Annotated in this window: 17 protein-coding genes; 7 read left to right on the top strand and 10 right to left on the bottom strand. The window is 72.1% G+C overall.

Going from position 1 to position 21,771, the window contains the following annotated elements; all coding sequences use genetic code 11:
* Positions 1–310 precede the first annotated feature (310 nt).
* A complete protein-coding gene (locus HD596_RS65330; protein WP_221519928.1) occupies positions 311–1,372 on the bottom strand; it encodes a helix-turn-helix transcriptional regulator in 1,062 nt (353 codons plus the stop codon).
* A 318-nt stretch (positions 1,373–1,690) separates the two neighbouring features.
* On the opposite strand from HD596_RS65330, the gene HD596_RS47860 reads away from it, so the two are divergent.
* Positions 1,691–3,049, top strand: a complete 1,359-nt coding sequence (locus tag HD596_RS47860) for a lactonase family protein (protein WP_185075979.1) — start codon at positions 1,691–1,693, stop codon at positions 3,047–3,049.
* A 178-nt stretch (positions 3,050–3,227) separates the two neighbouring features.
* A complete protein-coding gene (locus HD596_RS47855; RefSeq protein WP_185075978.1) occupies positions 3,228–6,164 on the top strand; it encodes a DUF7824 domain-containing protein in 2,937 nt (978 codons plus the stop codon).
* 49 nt (positions 6,165–6,213) lie between these two features.
* Here HD596_RS47855 and HD596_RS47850 read toward each other — a convergent pair whose 3' ends face one another.
* The 3 genes from HD596_RS47850 to HD596_RS47840 all read right to left on the bottom strand — a co-directional run bounded on the left by HD596_RS47850 (position 6,214) and on the right by HD596_RS47840 (position 8,889).
* Positions 6,214–7,326: a hypothetical protein gene (locus tag HD596_RS47850; RefSeq protein ID WP_185075977.1), complete on the bottom strand. Its 1,113-nt coding sequence runs from the start codon at positions 7,324–7,326 to the stop codon at positions 6,214–6,216.
* A 143-nt stretch (positions 7,327–7,469) separates the two neighbouring features.
* On the bottom strand, positions 7,470–7,937 hold the full coding sequence (locus HD596_RS47845; RefSeq protein WP_185075976.1) for a hypothetical protein: 468 nt from the start codon (positions 7,935–7,937) through the stop codon (positions 7,470–7,472).
* A gap of 55 nt (positions 7,938–7,992) precedes the next feature.
* Positions 7,993–8,889 carry a LysR family transcriptional regulator gene (locus HD596_RS47840; RefSeq protein WP_185075975.1) on the bottom strand — a complete coding sequence of 299 codons (897 nt, stop codon included), beginning with the start codon at positions 8,887–8,889 and terminating at the stop codon, positions 7,993–7,995.
* Between the two features lie 70 nt (positions 8,890–8,959).
* Here HD596_RS47840 and HD596_RS47835 point away from each other — a divergent pair, with 70 nt between their 5' ends.
* Together HD596_RS47835 and HD596_RS47830 are read left to right on the top strand one after the other, a co-directional pair.
* Positions 8,960–10,174 carry a YeiH family protein gene (locus HD596_RS47835; protein WP_185075973.1) on the top strand — a complete coding sequence of 405 codons (1,215 nt, stop codon included), beginning with the start codon at positions 8,960–8,962 and terminating at the stop codon, positions 10,172–10,174.
* A gap of 46 nt (positions 10,175–10,220) precedes the next feature.
* Positions 10,221–11,237, top strand: a complete 1,017-nt coding sequence (locus HD596_RS47830) for a hypothetical protein (RefSeq protein WP_221519927.1) — start codon at positions 10,221–10,223, stop codon at positions 11,235–11,237.
* 42 nt (positions 11,238–11,279) lie between these two features.
* On the opposite strand, the gene HD596_RS47825 is transcribed toward HD596_RS47830, so the two are convergent.
* On the bottom strand, positions 11,280–11,699 hold the full coding sequence (locus HD596_RS47825) for a hypothetical protein (protein ID WP_185075970.1): 420 nt from the start codon (positions 11,697–11,699) through the stop codon (positions 11,280–11,282).
* A 219-nt stretch (positions 11,700–11,918) separates the two neighbouring features.
* On the opposite strand from HD596_RS47825, the gene HD596_RS47820 reads away from it, so the two are divergent.
* The gene (locus HD596_RS47820; RefSeq protein WP_185075969.1) at positions 11,919–13,268 is read left to right on the top strand and encodes a serine/threonine-protein kinase; all 1,350 of its coding nucleotides are present in this window, start codon (positions 11,919–11,921) and stop codon (positions 13,266–13,268) included.
* Between the two features lie 81 nt (positions 13,269–13,349).
* Here HD596_RS47820 and HD596_RS47815 read toward each other — a convergent pair whose 3' ends face one another.
* Positions 13,350–14,579, bottom strand: a complete 1,230-nt coding sequence (locus tag HD596_RS47815) for an MFS transporter (protein ID WP_221519926.1) — start codon at positions 14,577–14,579, stop codon at positions 13,350–13,352.
* A 226-nt stretch (positions 14,580–14,805) separates the two neighbouring features.
* Here HD596_RS47815 and HD596_RS47810 point away from each other — a divergent pair, with 226 nt between their 5' ends.
* Positions 14,806–16,959: an ATP-binding protein gene (locus HD596_RS47810; protein WP_185075968.1), complete on the top strand. Its 2,154-nt coding sequence runs from the start codon at positions 14,806–14,808 to the stop codon at positions 16,957–16,959.
* Here HD596_RS47810 and HD596_RS47805 read toward each other — a convergent pair.
* Positions 16,908–17,417, bottom strand: coding sequence for a hypothetical protein (locus tag HD596_RS47805; protein WP_185075966.1), 510 nt, complete (start codon positions 17,415–17,417; stop codon positions 16,908–16,910). The two genes, HD596_RS47810 and HD596_RS47805, sit on opposite strands and share 52 nt — an antisense overlap.
* A 412-nt stretch (positions 17,418–17,829) precedes the next feature.
* Here HD596_RS47805 and HD596_RS65325 point away from each other — a divergent pair, with 412 nt between their 5' ends.
* The gene (locus tag HD596_RS65325; RefSeq protein WP_313046381.1) at positions 17,830–18,414 is read left to right on the top strand and encodes an aldo/keto reductase; all 585 of its coding nucleotides are present in this window, start codon (positions 17,830–17,832) and stop codon (positions 18,412–18,414) included.
* Positions 18,415–18,452: 38 nt separating this feature from the next.
* On the opposite strand, the gene HD596_RS47795 is transcribed toward HD596_RS65325, so the two are convergent.
* From HD596_RS47795 to HD596_RS47785, 3 genes are read right to left on the bottom strand one after another with little or no spacing between them, the layout of a single operon-like run.
* On the bottom strand, positions 18,453–19,073 hold the full coding sequence (locus HD596_RS47795; protein WP_185075964.1) for a hypothetical protein: 621 nt from the start codon (positions 19,071–19,073) through the stop codon (positions 18,453–18,455).
* Positions 19,060–20,616: a VWA domain-containing protein gene (locus HD596_RS47790; protein ID WP_185075963.1), complete on the bottom strand. Its 1,557-nt coding sequence runs from the start codon at positions 20,614–20,616 to the stop codon at positions 19,060–19,062. The genes HD596_RS47795 and HD596_RS47790 overlap by 14 nt, the downstream gene beginning before the upstream one ends.
* Positions 20,613–21,755, bottom strand: a complete 1,143-nt coding sequence (locus HD596_RS47785) for a toxic anion resistance protein (RefSeq protein WP_313046380.1) — start codon at positions 21,753–21,755, stop codon at positions 20,613–20,615. The genes HD596_RS47790 and HD596_RS47785 overlap by 4 nt, the downstream gene beginning before the upstream one ends.
* Positions 21,756–21,771 lie beyond the last annotated feature (16 nt).

The raw sequence follows: 21,771 nt of genomic DNA, 5'->3' as shown, positions 1-21,771 counted from the left end.
CGGCGGGCGGGCGCCGCTCCACTCGACACCCGCCGCGATCGGAGGACTCCTTCGGTCTGATCGGCGGCCGTTTGGACGGAAGACGGCAGAGCGGCGTCTCCTGACGAAGGAGGACGTGGTGAGGATGAGCGAGACAAGGACGCTGCTGACGGGTCGCGGGCTGGTCGAGTCGCCGCGGTGACAGGTTGTGCATCTCCGGCTGGTCCGGGGGCGAGGTCTCCGCCGCCGACCTGGCCGGCGTGCCGGTCGTCCGAGACGGTATTGCCGATGGGGCCGAAGTCGAAGTGCTTGGTCCGTCGGGAAATGGTGGTCAGCCGGCGATGGCCGCGATGAGTTCGTCCCGGCTCTGCGCCCGAGTCTTGCGGTACACCGATTTCAAGTGGTCGTTGACGGTGTAAATGGACAGGTCCAGGATTCGGGCGATCTGTTTCGCCGAGGCCCCCGCGTACAGGTATTCGATGACGCGGCGTTCGCCGGTCGTGATGCCGTACCAATCGCAAAATGACGGCAGCAGCAGTTTGCCGCCCGCCGCCTGGATGAGAATGGCCACGTCGCTGTCGCCGTTCTCGTCCAGCGGCTGGCCGTGGATCAATATCCAGCGTCCGAAATTCGCCGCCGGCGCGCAGATCAGCGGCGTCCAGGCGCGCGGATCGCGAGTGTGCGCCCGTACGTGCAGCGACAGGCCGACCCAGAACGCGTTGGCGATCCAGTCCGGCACCCCGCTCCCGGCGGCGGGCCACATCTGCCGTACCCATGCCCGTGCCTGGGGCGATATGGAGCGGACCGTGTGGTCAGGGCTGATCGTGATGACCCCCGTCGGCAGCGCCGGAACGGTGGGTGTCAGCGGGCCGGCCGTCACGTATCCGCGCAACGCCGCCGGTAGGGCAGGGGCGAGTCGCTGGATCCGGTGGAAGTCCCGCTCGCCGAAGGGTCTGCCGCCCTCGGCGCGAAGCAGGCCGAGCAGGCCCCACACCCCATGGCGGTCCCGTATCACCAGGCGCAGTTCGCTGCCGGCTCCGTGGGCGGCCAGGACCTGCCGGATCAGCGTGTTGCGCCGGCCGTCGCCGGCACCTGCTCCGACAACGCACACCGGCAGGCTCTGCCGGGCGAGGGCCGGCAGCGGGCACGGGTCGCCGTGCAGATACCCGTTGAGCACCAGGGCACTGATCAGCGCGGGCTGGTATTCGTGCCAGAAGCTGAACGCGCCCAGGCCGATGCCGATCGCCGGGTTCAGGGCGACCAGCCGGAGTGCGTCGTGCGCCACCTGGCGTCCCACGATCTGCGAGATCGCCGCACCCACGTCGGCCGGAGCGGCGGACGGGCCGAGCGCCGCGCACAGCTCACGGGCGATTCGCCCCTCACCGTCCGTCACCCGGCCTCAGCCCTGATGCTGCGAGTATCGACCATTGCGTTTCGGACCTTCCTGTGACTTTGCCGCAATCGGGATGTGTATATGGCCAAATTCGTTGCTATAGGGGGATTGGCGCCACGCGTTTACTGCGCGCTGGGCTTTTTATTTTAGGTCCCCCGGGAAAAGGCGGCTAGATTACCCGGCTCGTGGCGGCTCGTCGCCGCCTGCTCGTCCGCGACGGAGCGCCCGGCTCCTGTACGGTCTTGTACGGATAATTCGGAGCGCGTTCCCAACGGCAAGGCCCATCTCCGATCGTCGATCTGACGAAAGGAGCGCAACGTGCCGGTACCTGGCCGTACAAGACGGTGTGCCGCGGGGATCGCCGCGGCACTGGCATTGATCGTGGGGTTCCCCACCAGCGCGCAGGCAGCGGTGGGCGACCTCGTCTTCGTCCGGACGATCGCGCAGAACGTGCCCGGTGCCGTGGACATCGGCCCGGTCAATCCGCTGGACTGGGCGTCGGCGGCGACGCTGTCGGGCAACGGAAGCACCGTCTACGTCGTGGCCGGCGGCGATGGCGGGTCGGGCACGGCGCAGCCGGCGATCTCCACGTTCCGCCGGGCCGCGAACGACACGCTGTCCCTCACCGGCTGCATGGGCGGTCTCGCGGGATGCCGCCCGACGAAAGTGGACGGCAAGGAGATTCCGGGCCGGTTGTACGCCGCCAGCTCGGTGGTGACCGCGGGCCTCCACGCGTACGTGTCCACTCCCGCCGCCGTGGTCGGCTTCAGCACGGCGGCCAACGGCGACCTCGTGACGGATTTCTGCGTCTGGGATCCGTCGTGCGGCAGCGTGGCGGCCCTGCCCGGGCTCACCCCCTGGGCGACGTCGCAGAACGCGCTGACGGCGACCGCGGACGGCCGCGACCTGTACCTGTACGCGGCAGGCGGCGGCAAGGGCGCGGTCTACCACCTGCGGCGCGACGGCGTCACCGGTCGCCTCGCTTACAGCGGCTGCATCGGGGAGGCGATGCCGGGCTGCACCTCGATCGGCCGTACCGGCGTCATGACATCGTCGGGTGACGTCGTCGTCAGCGCCGACGGGCGCAGCCTCTACGTCGTGGCCCAGCGGCCCGGCTCGGTCACGCACTTCCGGCGCGACCTCACCACAGGCTCGCTCGCGGAGGCGGGCTGCGTGGGTGCGTCCGGGGTCGGCGGCTGCGCGATCCCCGTCACCGACGGCCTGCTCGGCATCACCCAGGGCGCGATCACCCAGGCCGGCGACAGCCTTTACGTGTCCGGACCGGGTGGCGTCACCCATCTGCACCGCGACACCACCACCGGCAATATCGCCTATTGGGGCTGCATCGGTAACGCCGCAGGGTGCCGTGCCACCGGTCCCCAGGGCCAGTACGTCGACGTGGCGGTCAGCGCCGACGGAACGAGCGTCTACGGGAGCGTCCAAGGCCCGGCCTTCGCGTGGGGAGCGGTCACGCACCTGCGCCGTTCCGCCCAAGGGGACTTGACGTACGCCGGGTGCATCGGGGAGGGCCTGCCGCAGCTGTGCCGCCCGATCGGGCTGACGGGGGTGATGAACCACGCCGGCCCGGTGCTCGCGCCCGCCAGTTTGCAGGTCGTCTACAGCTTGGGTGTTCACGCGCGTGGGGCGATCAGCCAGTTCACCCGGATGACGTCATAGGAGGGGGTCGGGTACCCCGACGACCCCGAGGGACCCGGCCCAAGACGGCGTCCGCCCGTTTGTCGGTGGTGATCTCTACTGTTCGCCTCATGACGACTGCCGTGCAGGCGCACAGCCGCGCCTGCCCACCCCCCGGGAAGATCTCCGCGCACCGCCTCGACGACGGGGAGGCGCGAGCATGAGCGGGTGGGAGGACATTCAGCGGGCCGTCGGCACGGCTGACGCGTCTCTGGTGGCCGACGAGGTGCTGCGGCTCGGTGCGGAGGAGCGCCGCGAGGTCGCCCGCCGGCTGCGCCCGTACATCCGCGAGGCGCGGCAGGCCGCTCACGCGCGTTTTGACGCGGCGCGGCAGCGGGCGGAGGCCGAGGAGGAGCGGGCCATGCGGGCGTACATCCGGGAGCGGATGGACGAAGGCGTGGCCGAAGAGGTCGCGCAGCAGTGGTGGTGGGAGGGGCCGTACCACCACCACCAGCGCCACGTCGACTGGGGGATGCGGAACAACTGGATCGGGCCCCTCCGCGTCGCGGGCGCGGGCACGCTGGGCGGGGCGGCCGCGGTCGCCGACTGGCTCGTGCGGCGGGACTTCTCCGAGTGGGGCCGTAACATGCCGCTCGAGCCGCTGCTGAGGGTCATCGCCGCGCGGCCGGCGCAGTGGCAGGCCGACCTCGCCGCGCACCTGAGCGGACGCCTGCGCGCGACGCGGCTCCAGCTCGAGAACGGCACCGTCGCGCTGGCGCTGGAGCTGCTGCGCCGCACTGGCGCCGAGCCGCCCGACCACGAGCCGCTCGTCGTCGCCTGGGTGTCCACGGACCCCGACCTGGCCCGCGACCCGCTGGCCCGGCACCTGGTCCCGCGGCTGTTCGAGGCGGAGGGCGTGGGCCGGGTGCTGCGCGACGACCGGATCGACGCTCCTTCCGGCCGGTCCTGGCTGCGCGCTCTCACCAAGGCGGCGCCGGTGGAGCGGGAGGTGCTGGTAGAGGGGTGCGTCCGCCGGTTCCTGCGCGGCGGCAGCGCCACCGACCTGCGCTTCTTCGTACGCCTGCACGACCTGCTCGACCCGGCTCCCAGCCGGGAACGCGTCGGTGACTACCTACGGCTGCTGCCCGCCGCCCCCGGTCCGGTGGCCGAGCTGGCCCTGCGGATGCTGCGCGGTCCCGGTGTCACGTTGAGCGGTGAGGAGGCCAACGAGGCGGTGGCGGCGTTGCTGTTCCGGTCCGAGAGCAAGCTCGTACGTGCCGGCCTGACCCTGCTCGACCAGGCCGCCCGCGACGCCGGCGACGACCTCGACCACCTGGCGCCCGCGCTGGCCTCGGCGTTCCTGTGCGAGTCGTACGAGGTCAGGGAGCGTTCGGTGCGCTGGGCGGTCAAGCACGCGCGGCGGTTCTCGCCCGCGGGCGCGGAGACGGTGCGCGAGGCGGCGGCCGTCCTGCCCCCGGACCTGGTGGCCCGCCTGACCCCGGCGTACGGCCACGTCGAGCCCGACGCCGCGCCGGCCGACGCCTTCGAGCCGGGAACGCTGCCGGCGTTCGAGGCGCCCCGCCGCAGTCCGGTCCGCCCGGCGATGGAGAACCTGGCCGGCACCTTCCGCCACTCGTACGACGAGTTCGCCTTCGAACGCTGGCTCGACGGATTCGTCCGCCACCCCGGCGCCAGGCGGCCTCCGGCGCACACGACGGACCTGTACGGGGCGGGGGAGTGGCGTTACGTCGAGCAGTGGGCGGAGGCGCTGCTGCGCGAGGCCGCCGGTCCTGCACTGGAGCCGCCGGTTCCCCGTGAACCCGCCAGCCGGAAGGCCGCGAGCCGGGCGGTTGAGGGCTGGGCGGTTGAGGGTCGGGCGGTTGAGGGTCGGGCGGTTGAGGGTCGGGCGCGCCAGGGGATTTTGACCCCCGGCGTGCGCGGTGGCATCGCGGCGAGCCTGGCTGAGCTGGGGCTGGTCCTCGGCGGCGCGGAACGGCTCGACACGGAGGAGCCGCAGGAAGGGGAGCGGATCTTTCTCACCCCGGTGCGGAAGAAGAGGCGGGAGGAGAAGCCGCCCCGCCTGCTGCCGATCGCCCCTGCGGGGCGGCTGCCCAGTCCGGCGCTGGTCTCACCGCCTCACTGGGCGATGCTGCAGCGCTGCGCTGAGATTTACGCCGCGCTGCAGGAGGGGACGCTGCCGCCGTACCTGCTGGCCACGCCCACCCTCACCTCCGGCCACATCGACCCCGCCGAGCTCGTCGCCAGGTTGGAAGGCTATGAGCGGGACGGCGTCCGGCCCCTGCCCGCCGACCTGGGGCAGGCGCTGCTGAGACTGCCGCGAGAGGCGGACTCCGGCGTGGTGGCCCGCGCCGCCCGGCTGACCTCCGAAGCGGGTGCCACGCTGGTGCGCTGGCTCAAGGCGCGGCCGGAACCCGTGACGAGCGTCGAATGGCCCACCGAGCCCGGCGGCCGCCCGCGCCCGCGCATCCGGCAGGAGCCGACGGGGGTGGCGTTCGTGGACGCGCTGTTCTGTGACCCGCCCCTCCACCGGCCGAGCCACCACCACGGCTCCTACGAACTGTCGTGGTGGCTCGTGCTGCCCTCGGACCGGGAAGTCGTGGCCATGCACCTCATCCCGCACCTGTATGGGGGCTGGGAGGGGCCGGGCCGCCTGCGCCTGCACGCGGCCCGGCTCTGCGACCAGGACGGGCCCGCGGGCGAAGGGATGGCACTGCTTGTGGGCATACTGCTGGGCGAGCGCGGCTGGAACGCCGGGCAATGCCGGGAGGTGCTGCTGCGGGCGGTCGCCACGCGGTCCCTGCCCGCCGCGGAGTGCGGACGGCAGCTGGGGCAGTGCCTGCGCCTGCTCGACGTCAAGCTCGGCCCGGTGCTGCAGGCGCTCGAAGAGTGCGCGCGGAAGGGCGCGCACCGGGAGGTCTGGGAGATCATGAGCGGCCTGCTGCCGGTCTTCCTGCCGCGGCCCGGGGAGCGGGCCAACGCCGCCCACACCCGGGCGCTGGAGTTCGCTGTTGAAGTGGCCGGCTGGGTGGGGGCGCGCGGCACGATCCCTGAGGTCGCCGGCATCGCGGCGCGTGACGGGTCGAGCGGGCTCATCCGCGCGGCCCGCCGGTTGGACGTGCATCTCGGCCGAGCGTGAGACCCCACGACCCGATGGGCGGCCGCGCCTCGCTGAGGAGGCAAGCGCGTCAGAGCAGGTGTTGGTGGCGGGTGGCTGCTTCTTGCCGGACTTCGGTGAGGAACAGCTCGGCGTGGTGTTCCTGCCGCCGGTCGCCGTCCGGGTCCTGCCAGGAGAGGGCGTCCTTCGTGCGCGCATGGCCGGCGTACTGCAGCCAGCAGCCGTGGATGCCGGCCATGAGGTTGTCGAGCAGGTCGAGGGCCGGCCGGGCCGGGTCGAGGGAGGTGATGGGCAGGCAGACGGAGTCGGAGCCGGAGTGGGGGTGGTCGATCCGGGTCCTGGCCACGAGGCGTTCGGCGGCGGCGATGCGACGTTTGGCGTCGGTCACGCCGCAGAGGTGGCCCTCGGCGACGTGCAGGGTGTGGCGGATGAGCGGCATGACCGTCTGGCGCGGTGTGGCGCCGGAGCTGATGGCGCTCACGATCTCGACGAGGCTTTCGACGGCCAGGGGCCTGAGGTGGTCGCCCTCGGCCACGACCTGCACCGGATGCTGCCGGACGTAGCGGCCCGTCGTGGCGGCCGCCGCGTGCAGCCAGTGGGCGGCGGCGATGGCGGCCGCGGCGGGGTCGATCTGGGTGATCAGCTCCTCGCAGCCGAAGGGCTGCCGGTTGAGGAAGGCGTCCGCCTGGGCGACCTGAAGGGGTGAGGCGTCCTCGCGGCTGAGGGTGACGGCCTGCTGGGCGCGTCCGGACAGGTCGCCGCGCTCGGCCTGTTCGACGGCCGACAGCTCGGTGGCCACGTCGGCGACGACCTGCACGGTGAGCTCTGGGCTGTCGAGGGCACGCAGGGCGCGTCCGGTGCGCTGGGCGATCTCCCCGACCTTGGCGGCGACGGGGACGTGCGTGGAGGCGGTCAGGATCGGGACGACGCCGGCGAAGGCGTCGCGTTCGCGCTGCCGGTGCCAGCCGAGGCTGCCCGGTCCGTGCTGGTCGGAGATGCTCGCCGGGTGGGTGTAGCAGCGCCAGCAGGCCTGCGACAGCTCGGTCAGGCGGGCGGCCAGCCGCAGGGCGTCCGAGGGGCGGCCCGGGGGAAGGGTGGCCACGGTGACCGCGACGTCCCCGATGCCGGTGCTCCAGTGGGCGACGAGCGCGTTTCTGGCGTGATCGACGGCATACCGGGTCACGGCAGCTCCTTGAAGGGGGAAAACGCGAATGCATGCCCAGGATGCAGGATGCACCGCGGATTCGGGGGCTGTTTGCGGCTGTTGCAGGTCGCTGATCAGCGCTTTTGTGGCGAGATGAGGGAGTAATTTCCTGGGGTGCTCGGTTACGTCGCCGCGTCGAGGCGCATGAAGGTGGCGCCCTGCATGGCCGCGCGAGCGCCGAGAACGTGCCCGTCGCACATCAGCGACTCCGTCCCCACCCGGTCGGTCACCTTCCACGTCACCGGCTCGCCGCACTTCTGGCCGCGCCGGTCGTAGTCCCAGGTACGGCGGCACACCCGGCAGGTGGACACGTTGGCCATGGAGGAGAGCGTGTTGCCGTGCTCGGGACAGACGCCCCACGGGAAGCCGCACGTCGACTCGGCCAGGGCCCGATACTGGGCCAGGTCTCCGGCCGCGCGCAGCAGGTCCTCGCCCGCTCGCTTCAGCCATTCGGCGGCATGATGCGCCGCCTGGAGATGGGCGCGTTCGGGAGAATCGACGGGCAGGCCGGCGTACAGGGCGCGGGCCTCGGCCTGGAGTGCGTCGGCGCGGTCGGCCAGGTCGCGCAACTGGGCGGGAGTAATGTTCATCGCTGGAGATTCTCCCCTGTTTGAACGGCGAACGCGCAGACCCGCCGAGCGTGGATCACGGGCGGCTGGCGATCGTCAGGAGGGTCGCGGCGGGGCCCGTCAGAGAGCGGCCCCGGCGCCAGACCGCGCGCAGGCTCCTGACCAGGTTGAGGCCCGCCAGCGGCACCTCGACGAGGCGGCCGGTGGCCAGCTCGGCCTCGACCGCGTACCCGCTGAGCACCGCCGGCGCCGCGCCCGCCTGGGCGGCGCCCTTGACGGCCGAGTTCGACCCGAGCTCCAGGCGCGGGCTGGCCTGGTGGAGCCCCGTGAAGGCGACGTCGAGGGTCTCGCGGGTGCCCGAGCCGCGCTCACGTACGACCAGCGGGGTAGCGGCCAGCTCGGCGACCCTGAGGACCGTGCGGCGGCGCGCCCACGGGTGGTCCGGCGCGACCACGACGACCAGCCTGTCGGTGCCGACCACCCGGCTGGCCAGCCCGTCCGGCACGTTCGGCCCCTCCACGAACCCCAGCTCCACGCCCCCGGCGCCCGACAGCACCAGCGCCGCCACGTCGGCGGAGTTCAGCACGTCCAGGCCGACCTGGACGCCGGGCTCCCGGCTCTGGAACTCCCCGAGCCAGCGCGGCACCAGGTATTCCGCGACCGTCATGCTGGAGGCGACCCGCAGGTGCGCCGCCTCGCCGTGCCGGACGGCTTCGGCGGCCCGCATGAGCTCCTGCGCCGCGGCGAGCACCTGCGCGGCCCAGCCCGCCACCATCTTGCCCTCGGCGGTGAGCGTGGAGCCGCGCGGCGTGCGTTCCAGCAGCGGCAGGCCGAGCCGCCGTTCGAGCTGGGCGATGCGCTTGCTCGCCGACGGCTGCGCGATGCCCGCCAGCTTGGCCGCCTGCCCGAGGCTGCCGAGCTCGCCCACGTCCACGAGGAGCTTGAGGGAGTCGAGATCGGGCAGCGCGGTCATAGCCACAGGCTATGACCTCCCAGGCAACGCGCGGCTACCGGCCCTGCCGAAGGCCCCGAAGACTGGGATCATGCTTCTCGCCCCCTCCAAGACGTCCTGCCTGCCGGGCATCGCGGCGTGCGCTCTGGCGACGGTGGCCGCCCTGGCCGTCAACCGGTTCGTACCGGGGCTCAGCCCGGCCACCGCCGCGGTGGCGCTGGGGGCGGCGCTGGCCGGCGCCGGGGTGATCCGCGCGTCGCTGCGTCCCGGGCTGCTGTTCGTCTCCAGGCGGGTGCTGCGCGTGGCGATCGTGCTGCTCGGGTTGCAGATCGCGGTGCCGCAGGTGCTCGCGCTCGGGTGGCAGGCGCTCGCGGTCGTGGCCGTCGCGACGGGGCTCACGTTCGTGCTCACGCCACTGGCCGGCCGCCGGCTCGGCCTTTCTCCCGGTACGTCGCTGCTGGTCGCCACGGGTGTGTCGATCTGCGGGGCGGCGGCGATCGCGGCCATGCACGACAGCGCGGACAGCTCGGACGAGGATGCCGCGGGCGCGCTGAGCGTGGTGGTCCTCTATGGGAGCGCGGCCATCGTGGTGCTGCCGCTGCTGGCGTCCTGGCTGGGGCTGTCGCGCGAGCAGCTCGGGGTGTGGGCGGGGGCGGCCGTGCACGAGGTCGCCCAGGTGGCGGCGATCGGCGCCGCCGGGGGGGTGCTCGCGACGGCGGTGACGGTCAAGCTGGCCCGGGTCGTGCTGCTCGCCCCCATCGTCGCGATCACCACGTCCCGGCACCGCCCGCGCAGGACCCCCGCCCGGCCGGCGGCGGCCGCATCCGGCTCCACGGCCGCCCCCAACCTCACGGCGGTGGTCGTCCCCGGCTCCACGATGGTGGCCGCCCCCAGTTCCACGGCGGTAGCCGCGCCTGTCAGGCCGGTGGCGGGCGCGTCTGCTCGGCCGGTGACGGACGGGCCCGCTTGGGCGGTGGTGGGTGGGGCCGCTGAGCAGGGTGCCGCCCTTGCCCGCGCGGTGACACCGTCTGCCGCCGCTCCCGGGAAGAGGCCGCCGATCGTGCCGCTGTTCGTGGCCGGGTTCCTGGCGATGGTGGCGGTACGGAGCACGGGGCTGCTGCCGACGGCGGTGACCGGGAACGTCCCGGCGGTCACGAACGCGCTGATGGCGGCCGCCCTGTTCGCCCTCGGCGCGGGGATCGACCTGCGGAAGCTGCTCAAGGGCGGGCGGGTCATGCTGCTCGGCGGCATCGCCACCGGACTGATCGCAACGATCTCGCTGGTGGGGGTGTGGCTGCTCGGGTGATGTGCGGATACCCAGCATGATGGGTGCCGTGCTGACACGAATGTTATTGACTGTCGGTCTGATAGCGGCCCCGCCCCCGGCGAACCAGCCGGTCTGGGAGCTGGTCCGGATGCACAATTTCGGCGGCTGCGACTCGATGTCGGCGATCGTGCCGCTGAGCCGGAGCGACGTCTGGGTGTTCGGCCAGAGCGAGCCCGTAGACGACGAATGCGCGGGGACCGCCCGTCCGGTGGCGCAGCACTGGGACGGCCGCGCCTGGCGGGCGGCTGAGCTGCCAGGACGCCGCTACGGAGCCATCGGCTCGGCGGGCGCGTCCGGACCCGACAACGTGTGGGCCTTCACCACGAGCGACACCGGCGAGTCCGCCGCCCTCCGCTACGACGGCCGTCGCTGGACGGACGCGGGCAGATCCGCCATGGGACCCCGCCCCAACCTCAGCCGCGGCCTGGTGCTCGGCCGCCACCACGTCTGGGCCTTCGGCTCGGACGGCCATTCGGCGTCCTGGTTCTGGAACGGCCGCACCTGGCAGCGGCGGGCGCCAAGGGACGTCATCCGGACCAGCGCCGTGTCGCAGAAGGACGTCTGGGCGATCGGCTGTTGCCGGGTCACCCACTTCGACGGCGAAGCCTGGAAGAAGGTCGCCTTTCCCGCAGTCCGCGACAGGCGGACCGTCAGCCTGACCGGCATTCTCGCGGTGGCCAGGAATGATGTCTGGGTCTTCGGCGACAACAATGAGAAGGTGTTCGCCGCGCATTTCGACGGCCGCGCCTGGTCGCCGGTCGACGTCCCGGCCACGGCGGCGCCCGGGTGGCGTCTCGGCGACGCGGTCGCGGACGGCCGCGGCGGCATCCGGGTGATCGCGGATCCACCGGATGACACGAGCTCCCGCGTACTGTCCCGCTCGGCCGCGGGTCAGTGGTCGGTGAGCACCCCTCAGGTCGCCGGCAAGGTGATCAAGCTGTGGGACCTGGCGCTCGTCCCCGGCACCACGGAGGTCTGGACCGCGGGCACCGTACGGCAGAGCGAGAGCGACTCCACCTCCGCGGTCTTCGCCCTCAGATAGGTGACGCCAGGGGCCGAGCAGGCCCGGCCCCGGGCCCGCCGGTCACGAATACCACTCGTAGTGGACGTTGGTCTTGGTCTCGGTGTTGAAGTCGATCTCGCCGTCGTTGTAGCGGTTCCACATGGTGGACAGCTTCGACGACCGTACGGTGCACCCGGCCCAGCGGACACCCTTCGGACGGATGCTGCCGACGTAGTCGTAGCAGGACCCGACCTTCTTGCCGTTGACCCAGAGCCGGGCGTTCAGGCTGACGTCGTAGAGCTTCAGGCGAGTGACGCTCTTGATCCGCACCTTGATGCGGCAGGTGTCCTCGCACTTACCGAAGTAGATCTTGTAGTCGAGCAGGTGTGGACGGGCGGCGCTCTGCCCCAGTTCGGACGCCGAGGCCGCCGTCGGCGTCACCGCGATGACCCCGGTCGCGACGGTGGCGGCTAAGAGCATGCCGACAAGACTCCTGGTCATGTTTCCCCCATGGCCATGAAGAGCCGCTTCCCCCGTTGAAAGCGGCGCACTCCCTTCCGATTAACCATCAGGAAAGTGGAATGGTCAACATTTGTCCGCATTTGTACGGAGACTGTGATCTCGGCGAAAACCGCGTGTCTCTTGATCGCGAGTGTGGGACATCCTGACTGTCGCGCTGATACCTTTTTGCCCGGTCTGTTGGCGCTGTTGGGGGGCTCGGTGAATCAGCCGTTGGTGGAGGACGACCCGCGGCGGCTGGGGCCGTACGACATCGTCGGCCGCCTCGGCGAGGGCGGCCAGGGCGTCGTCTATCTCGGGCAGGCGGCGGGCGGCGAGCCCGTCGCCATCAAGCTCCTGCACCGGGGCCTGCTGACCGACCCCAGGCAGCGGAACAGGTTCCTGCGCGAGGTGGAGCTGGCCCAGCGCGTGGCCAGGTTCTCCACGGCGCCCGTGCTCCACGCCGACCTCGCGGGCCGGCGGCCGTACATCGTCAGCGAGTACGTGCCCGGCCCCTCCCTGCGCGACCTGGTCACCGTCGAGGGGCCGCGGCGCGGCGCCGCGCTCGACCGGGTGGCGATCAGCACCGCCACCGCGCTGGCCGCGATCCACCGCGCCGGGATCCTGCACGGGGACTTCAAGCCCGGCAACATCCTGATGGGACCGGAGGGTCCCGTCGTGATCGACTTCGGCGTCGCGCGCGCCCTGGACGCGCCGGGCACCACCTCGACCGGCTCGGTGATGGGGACGCCGTCCTACCTCGCGCCGGAGCAGCTCGGCGGGCTGCCGGTGACGGAGGCGGCCGACATCTTCGCGTGGGGCGTGACCATGGTGTTCGCCGCCTCGGGCCGGGCCGCGTTCGGTACGGACTCCACCCCGGCGGTGATCAACCGCATCCTCAACATGGAGCCGGAGATCTCCGGGCTGGCCGGGACGCTGCTCGAACTCGTCACCGCCAGCCTGTCCAAGGACCCCGCCAAGCGGCCGAGCGCCGACGACCTGGTCGCCCAGCTGACCTCGCCGACCGCGCTGCCGCCGGCCGGGCTGCCGTCGAGCGGGCTGCCGTCGAGCGGGCTGCCCTCACCCGCGCGCCCTGCGGCGGCCACGCTCCCTCCGGAGGCCAGGCGCCGCCGTAGGGCGATCCTGACGGCGGCCGGTGTCGCGGCGGCCGCGCTGGTGGTCACGGGCGGCCTGTTGATCGACTGGGGCGGCCGGCCGGTGGGATCGCCTCCCGAGCAGCACGTGACGTCTCAGCCGCTCATGCCCTCCGTCACAGCCGAGCCCACCACACCGGCGCAGACCAAGAAGGCGGAACGCCGGACGACGTCACCCCCGGCAGCCGGGCGGACGCCCCGCCCCAAGACCTCGACCTCGGCACCCGCCCCCAAGCCGACCCGCACCAGGAACCCCGCGAGCGCCTCGGTGAGCGACGATTCAGGCGTGGGACCGACCTCCGGCCCGAGCGCCGAAGATCCCCCGGAGCGGCCCGCGGAGACCACCGCCGCCCCCGCCCCGACGCAGCCGGCGCCCACGCTCCAGAACCCCTTCACCTGCATCCCCTCGGTGTGCTGACCGGATCTCACGACCTGAGCAGCAGCCCGGGCGACCCGCTCGGCCGCGTGATCGTCGAGGCGGGATGGACGTGCGCCGCCCTCACCCCGCGAGAGCCGTCGCGGCGGCCACACGCGCGCCGGCTCTGTGCTCCCGGACCCCGAGCAGGAGGACCAGGCCGAGCAGCGGCCCCGCGGCGAGCGTGGCGAAGGCCCAGAAGAACGAGTGCGTCGCCTGGAACACCGCGCCGAGCACCACCGGCACGATCGTGCTGCCGAGCTGCCAGAACGCGTTCGTCGCACCGGCCGCCGACCCGGCGAGCCGGACCCCGGCGAGCTCCGGGATCAGCGCGATCATCAGCGGGCTGTACACGTACGCCGCGACCCCCAGGAACGGCGCCACCCACAGGAACCCGCTCAGGCTGTCACGGGTCCCGAACACCAGCAGCGCCACCACGAAGGCGGCGAGCACGGCGACGGCCGGGAGCTTGCGCCGACCGCCGAACAGGTCGGACACCATGCCCATGAACGGCTTCGCCACGATGGCGGCGACGCCGAAGATCGCGACCACGGTGCCGGCCTGCACGGGGGTGAGATGACTGCCCTTGATCATCAGCGCGTTGGACCAGGTGATGAAGCCGTAGGTGCCCCACAGCGCGCCGAACCCGGCCAGGCCGAGCAGCCACAGGTCCCGGTCGCGGGCCAGCGGGCGCAGGTCCGGCACCGCGCGGGCGGCGTACGCGGCCCTGGTGTCGCGCAGCAGCAGCAGGCACAGGACCGCGACGACCATCGAGACGGCACCGAACACGTGGTACGACGTACGCCACCCCGAGGCGGCGATGAGGCTCGGGACGACCGCGTTCGCGATCACCGTGCCCAGCGAGGTGGCGGTCATGAACACGCCCATGGCGAACCCGCGGTCCCCGGCCGGGAACCACTGGGAGACGAGCTTGACCCCGGCCGAGTAGTCGCACCCGGCGAACACCCCGACCCCGGCCTGGAACGCGATGCCCGTCGCCACGGAGTCCGTCCCGCCGAACAGGATCATGAACCCGCCCGCGAGGAAGAGCGAGCAGCCGACGACCACCCGGGGGCCGAGCCAGTCGGTCAGCACGCCGCCCGCGGCGTTGGAGACGACATAGCCGACGTAGTAGCCGGTGGCGAAGACCCCGAGCCCGGCCAGCGACACGCCGAGGTGCTCGCCCACCGCCACCGAGGCCGGACCCCAGGTGGAGCGGTCCACGGCCGTCATCGTGAACGACGCCCACGCCAGCGCCAGCACGACCCAGCGGTACGGGCGGCGGGCGACGACCGGTTCCTCGGTGAGACTCATGATGAACAAGGAATTATAAGGCGCCGATGCGATTCATAGAAATCAACTGACCGGCAAATTTGTGGGCTCGCATTGGCAAAGATGGTGCGGGACGCCTTTTGCCGGGAAATGAGAACACGCGTCTCCGGCGGGCTCCGTCCGGCTGTGCCGGGAAACGCGCCAGGAATACTCTGGGGTGTGGAGGCTTGGCGCCGTTCGGTGTCTCACGGGAGTGGCAGGGCCCCTCATGACGTTTTTGTTGGATAAATCCACCTTCATTGGGCGAAGGTGGGAACTGTCGGCTGCGCGCAAGGCGCTGTCCAGGACGCGGCTGCTCACCCTCACCGGCCCCGGCGGGGTCGGCAAGACCCGGCTGGCGCTCCGGCTCGCGGAGAACCTGCGGAACAAGTACCGGGACGGCGTCGAGGTGATCGAGCTCGCCACCCTGGAGACCGGCGAGCTGCTGGAGCCGGCGGTGGCCGAGGCTCTGGGCCTGCGCGGAGTCCACCCCGATCCCATGGGGCTGCTGGTGGAGCACCTGTCCCACCGGCGGACGCTGCTGGTCCTGGACAACTGCGAGCATCTGGACACGCGCTGCGCGCACTTCGTGGAACGGCTGCTGCACGCCACGCCCCGCCTGCAGGTCCTGGTGACCAGCAGGCACTCGCTGGGCGTGAACGGCGAGCAGGTGCTCCCGGTCCCGCCGCTGTCCGTCCCCGAGCCCGTCCCCGAGCCCGTCCCGGGGCTCGGCGAGGTCCAGGCCGGCCCGGCGCTCCCCGAGGAGGCGCGGGCCGGCCCGCGGACGCCCAGCCGCACCGTACGGGAGGCTGCCAGACACGACTCGGTGCGCCTTTTCGTGGAGCGCGCGGCGCACGTCGTGCCGGGCTTCTCCCTGAACGCGGGCAACTTCGCCTGCGTGGTGCGGCTGGTGCGGCGGCTGGAGGGAATCCCGCTGGCGATCGAGCTGGCCGCGGCCCGGCTGCGCACCCTGTCGCTGGAGGAGCTCGCGTACGAACTGGACCGGCGCTTCGACGTGCTGGCCACCGGCGGCACCATGGCCCTGCCGCGGCACCAGACGCTGCGGGCGACCATCGAATGGAGCTTCCGGCTGTGCTCGCCCGAGGAGCGGCGGCTGTGGGCCCGGCTGTCGATGTTCGCCGGAGGGGTCGATCTGGACACCGCGGAGACGGTGTGCTCGAGGGAGGGCATCGATCAGGCCGACGTGCTCGACCTCCTGGCCGGACTGGTGGACAAGTCGGTCCTGTGCCGGGGCGGGCTCGGCTTCCGCATGCTGGAGAGCCTGCGCGCGTACGGCTGCGAGCAGCTGACGCCCGCCGAGCGGCAATGGCTGCGCAGGCGCTTCGTCGGCCACTACCGCGAGCTGACGGAGACGCACCGGACCGACCAGCTGGTTCACGACCAGCTCGATCGGTACCTGGCCCTGCGCAAGGAGCTGCCCAACATCCGCGTCGCGCTCCAGGCGTGCCTGGACGAGCCGGCGCTGGCGCCGCTGGGCCTGGGCACCGCGTCCGCGATGTGGTGCTTCTGGGTGCTCGCCGGCGCGCTCACCGAGGGCCGCTACTGGCTCGAACGCGGCCTGGAGCTGGTGCCGGAGCCCGGCCGGGCCAGGGCGACGGCGCTCTGGGCGGACAGCATGCTCGCCCTGCGCCAGGGAGATCTCGACGCGGCGCTGCCGCTGCTGGAGGACTGCCGCGCCATCGCCGGCAGATCGGGGAACGAGGACCTCGTGCCGTACGCCGTCCGCACCGCGGGCGTGGCCGCCTGCACCGCCGGCGACACCGGGCGCGGCCTCGCGCTGCTGCGGGAGTCGCTGGCCCTCCACCGGTCCCTGAACGACATGGACGGGCTCATGTTCAACCTGTATTTCGCCGCCGCGTACGGATCGACCGAGGACCCCCGTCTGGCCGCGGAGTTCGGCGAGGAACTGCTGGCGCTGAGCGAGTCCCACCATGCGCTGGTGTCACGCGCGTACGCCCAGTTCGCGCTCGGCGTCGCGCGGTGGAACCTGGGCGACTACGAGCAGGCCGAAGCGCTCCTGACGTCGGCCGCGCAGTTCACCGGAGAGATCGACGACCGGTGGTGCCTGACCCAGTGCCTGGAAGTGCTGGCCTGGATCGCCGGCGCCCGGGACGAGCACGAGAGGGCCGCCGAACTCCTCGGCGCGGCGCACGCGTTGTGGCAGGCGGCGGGCGCCTCACCCGAACGGCTCTGCTACCACGCCGCCTGGCACGAGCGCTGTACGCGGCAGGCCCGCCACGCCCTCGGGAAACCGGCGTTCACGTCCGCCTTCCGCCACGGGGCGAAGCTCGGCGTCGACCAGGCCGTCACCTACGCGATCCGGCCTCCCGAGACCCAGCCCGAGTTGCGGCACTTGTCCTGAGGATTCATCGGGATCTCGAACCAGAAGGCATTGCCCGCGGAGCCCCAGCAGCAGGCCAGCCGCCGGAACACCCGCATGTCATGCGGCATCGGCGCGTCGTCCGGGTCCTCCGCCTCGACCTCGCAGCGCAGCATGTCGTCGGTGGCCCAGACGGTCAGCCGGTACTGCCCCGGTGCGTGCACCTCGACCGCGTGCTCCTCGACATCGGCGACCAGCTGCTCCACCAGCAGCTCGGCGGCCTCTGCCAGCCCGTCGAGCCCCCACAGGGCCAGCCGGGCATGGATGAGAGGCCGTACCCGCGCGTCCGAGGACAGCGACCAGGAGGCGACCCGCTCACCCGGCACGTCGCTCTCGTCGAGGCCGAGAGCCCGGTACTTGATCCAGTCCCAGGCCCGGCTCAGGACGCTCAGGTCGAGATGGTGTCCGGCGCTCTTATTCATCAAGGCGTAGTCGTTCATACGGCACTCCCACATGCGAATCGACGGGTGGTCTCGTGGTCGCCGCCGTATACGGATGGGCACCGTGGCCGGTGCTTGCACATAGTTGACGATTCCCTCGTTTCTCGACGGTGTTGCCGATGAATCCAGCGTGCGTACGGCGGCGGCGCGAGCGGCACGGGGGGGATACCCGTATGACTACCTAGTCCTTCGAATGTAGGTACGTAGTCGCGGGTCTCCACCTTTTCCCGGCGCATTCAATAAACAAAGCAATGGAAGATTCCGCGTCCGGACAATCCGGGCCCTTCCTCGGCCGCTTGATCTAGAGTCGGCTCTAGCCCGTAGGCTCCGACGCGCGCCGGCACCCCATCCACATCGCAAGCCCGACCACGACGACTGCGCCCGGATCATCCACCACGCCCTCGACCAGGGCGTGAACTTCATCGACACGGCCGACATGTACTCGGCCGGCGAGTCCGAGGTGATCGTGGGCGAGGCCCTGCGGGGCCGCCGTGACGACGTCGTGCTCGCCACGAAGGTGCACTTCCCGATGGGGGACGGGCCGAACCGGCGCGGCAACTCGCGGCGCTGGATCCTCAAGGAGGTCGAGGAGAGCCTCAAGCGGCTCCGGACCGACTGGATCGACCTCTACCAGGTGCACCGGCCCGACCACACGACCGACATCGAGGAGACGCTCGACGTGGTGGAGCAGCTGATCGAGCTCGCGTCGGACCTCGGCTGCTCGCTGCCCGAGCTCGCGGTCGCCTTCCCGGCGGCGCACCCGGCCGTCACCTCGGTCATCATCGGCCCGCGCACCATGGAGCAGCTGGAGGCGACGCTCAAGGGCTCCGCGCTCACCCTCGCCGACCGGACCCTCGACCGCATCGACGAGATCGTCCCGCCGGGCACCGATCTCTACCGCGCCGACGGCGCTGACGGACACCGCCCACCGGCGCCGCCCGCCCGCCGACCGGGCCGCGGGCTGAACCCACAAGCCCGCGAGCCTGCGAGCTCGTGATCCCGCGAGTCCACGAGCCCACCAGCCCGCGCGGGGCCTCAGCTTAGGTCCAGCTCGGAGCCGCCGAACTTGTCCCGCAGGAACCGGCCCTGATCGCGCAGCGCCTGCTCATCGCCCCGGTGGATGGCCTCGGCCACCTTGCGCAGCTGGGCGTCGAGCAGGGCGAGCTGGGCGAGCAGCTCCTCGTGCGCGCTGCGCTCCCGCCCGCCGCGGCGGGTGAGGGCGTAACCGCGCGGCAGGTTCGCGTACGCCTCCAGGCTGGCGGGCAGATACCGGCGGATCGTCTGCGACACCACGTGCAGCTGGTCGGGGGAGGAGGTGAGCTGCTCGGCGCGGTCCAGCACGCCCCTCAGGACCTCGGCCAGCGCGTCCACGGCCGCGTGCACGTCGCCGGGGAAACGCCCGCCGATCCGCCGCAGCAGCCCGTCCAGGTCCGCCCTGAGCGCCCGCGTCTCCACCTCGGCGTGCGAGATCGTCAGCCGGACCCGGTCCGGCGGGGCGAGCAGCGCGCCCACCCCGTACAGCGCCACCACGACCACCGGCCAGAACGCGCCCGCCAGGCCCAGGAAGTGGGCCACCAGGCCGAGCAGCGCCAGGCAGGAGCCGGCGATGTTCCGGTTCGAGCCCAGGTAGCGCAGGACGCGCTCACTGATAGCCACGGATCTCCTTGAAGGCGCTGCTCAGCGACGTCTTGCGGGCGTCGAACACGGCGCCGCCGGTCAGCTCGGCGACCTTGCGCATCTCCTCGACGTCGCTCTCGCCGAACAGCACCACGAACGCCGGCGCCCGCCGGTCCTCCGGCAGCGCCCGATAACGGGCCTCGAAGGCGGCGTAGTCGGAGCCGTCGGTGTTGTCGCCGTCGGTCATGAGCACGACCGAGGTGTAGTGCCCGGGCGTCACCGGGCGGTCGTAGGCGGCGGCCAGGCTGTCGTAGATCGCGGTGCCGCCGCCCGCGGACAGCCCTTCCGTGAACGCCTTGATCTCGGCGAGCACCGGTGCCGGGTCGCGTTCTGGCACGGTGAACGGGACCGCCTTCATCGGCGCGCTGCTGAACGGGATCATCGTGACGGCCTCGCGGTTGCTGAAGCGCGAGAACGCACCGGAGGCGGAGGTGTCGGCGCCGGTCAGGGCGACCAGCGCCTGCTTCAGCGCGTCGATCCGCTCGCCCTCCATCGAGCCGGAGGTGTCCAGCACGAACCGCGCCTCCGCCGGGACCCGCACCTGGTTGAGGTAGGTGGCGATCAGCTCGTCGGCGGTGCTGCGCCGGTTGGGGAACGGCAGCTCGATCAGCTGCCGGCCGCCGAAGCGGGGGTCCGGGGTCACGCCCGGCGCGATCGGCCGGCGGTGGGTGCCGGTCATGATGTCCTTCTGCACGGCGGGGCTGCGCAACCAGGCGGTGAGCTTGCCGTACAGGGCCTTCTTGGGCTCGGGGGCCGAGGCGAGCAGCGTGAGCGGGTAGTCAGCGGTGACCACGCCGTCGGACGGGTAGACGAGCGTCAGCGGCTCGCGCATCCCCAGCAGGACCGACTCGTAGTTGACCATGCCGTCCACGCGCCGGTCGCGGGCGTAGGCGTCGGCCAGCCATCCCGACGAGCCGGCCGTCAGGCGCTGCGCGGAGAAGAACTCCTTCAGCCGCGGCGTCACCGACGCGACCTGCTCGGCGCTGAGCGCGCCGTCCGCGTCCGACAGCGCCGCGGCCACCCCGACCAGGGCGGAGAAGCCGGAGTTGGAGGAGGCGGGGTTCGTCATGGCGAAGCCGAACCTGCCCTCCTTGGCCGCCCGCGCGATGTCGGCCCAGGTGACCTGCTTGCCGTCCCAGCCGAGCTCGCGGGCCTTGGCGGGCTTCAGCCCCAGCACGACGGGGGAGATCATGATCTTGGACTGGGTGGACAGCCTGGCCTGCGCGCCGTCGATCAGGGACAGGTAGCGGTTGGAGGAGAACCAGACCGCGTCCAGCCGGCCGTCGGCGCGGCCGCTCGCGACCTGCTCGGCGCCGTCGAGCGTGCCGGTGTAGGTAAGCCGCACCTTGACGCCGGCCTCCGCCTCGGCCCGCCGCAGCAGCGGCTCGAGGTCCTTGATCTCGCTGCCGGCCAGCACGCGGAGCACGTCGGGCGCGTCGGCGGGCTCCTCGCCCGAGCCGCAGCCCGCCAGCAGGGCGGCCAGTAAGGCGGTGAGCAGGACGAGGGGCAGGGCTCGTCTCATCGCTCGCCCTCCCGGGCCCGCTCGAGGTACGCCTTGGCGTGTCCCAGCTCGGCGGACAGGCTGTCGACGGTGGCCGCCATGTTGTCCACGGCCTTCGACCGGAACGCGTCGATCATGTCCATCGTGGCGTAGACGTTGTCGAACGCCTTCCGCAGCGTGTCCAGGTCCACGGTCGTCGAGGCCGCCTGGTTCTGGATCGCGCCCGCCTGGGTGCGCAGCATCTCGCTGGTGGCCAGGATCAGGTCACCGGTCGTGGCGTTCAGCGCGGTGATCTGGTCGAGCACCAGCTTCTGGTTCGCCAGCGCCTGCGCGACCGTCACCGCCGTGCGCAGCGCCGCGACCGTGGTCGTGGTGGCGCGGTCCACGCCCTTGCTCAGCTCCAGGTTGTTCTTGCGTACGAGGTCGAGCGCCAGGTAGCCCTGGGCCGACACGGCGAGCTGGGTGAGCAGGTCCTGGTGGCGCTGGCGCACGGTGAACAGGGCGTCGGAGCGCAGCGCCGTGGCCCGCTCCTCGTCGGCCAGCGCGATGCGCTCCTCAAGAGCGGCGTCCATGGCCTGGGCGAGGACCGCGTACTCCTGCAGCCGGGTCATCGTCTCCCACAGGTTCGCCTTCTCGCCCTCGATGGCGGCGTTGTCGCGCAGCAGCTCGTCCTGGCCGGACTTCAGCGCGCGGATGATGTCGTCGATGTGCTTCTGCGCGGAGTGGTACTTGGCGAAGTAGTCGCGCAGCCGGTCGCCGAACGGGATGAGCCCCAGGAGCTTGCGCGTCCCGCTCGCCGCCTGCTTCGGGTCCAGGTCCACGACGGTACGGCGCAGCGCCACCAGCCCCTTGGCGACCCTGGCCTGGGCGTCGGCGCCCTCGCCCCGGGCCGCGTCCAGGGCGGCGACCGGCCGCTTGAGCATGCGGTTGGCCACCTGGGAGGCCGACTTGATCTCGGTGTCGCCCATCGAGGCGATGTCGTGCACCTTGCGGGAGAACTCGGGGGAGCGGTGGTCGAGCCCGCTCAGCTCGCCGGCGAAGTCACGGGCCTTGGCGGCCAGCTCGGCGGCGCGCTCGCCGGCGATCGGCAGCATGGTGGCCGCCGTCTCGGCCGGCACCGGGGCGACCGGCTCGGGCGGCGTGAGCACCAGATCGGACACGTGCGGGATCTCCTTG

Origin of the sequence: Nonomuraea jabiensis (assembly GCF_014204795.1) — a bacterium.
Classification (GTDB): domain Bacteria; phylum Actinomycetota; class Actinomycetes; order Streptosporangiales; family Streptosporangiaceae; genus Nonomuraea; species Nonomuraea jabiensis.
This window is presented reverse-complemented; position numbering and strand designations above follow the sequence as displayed.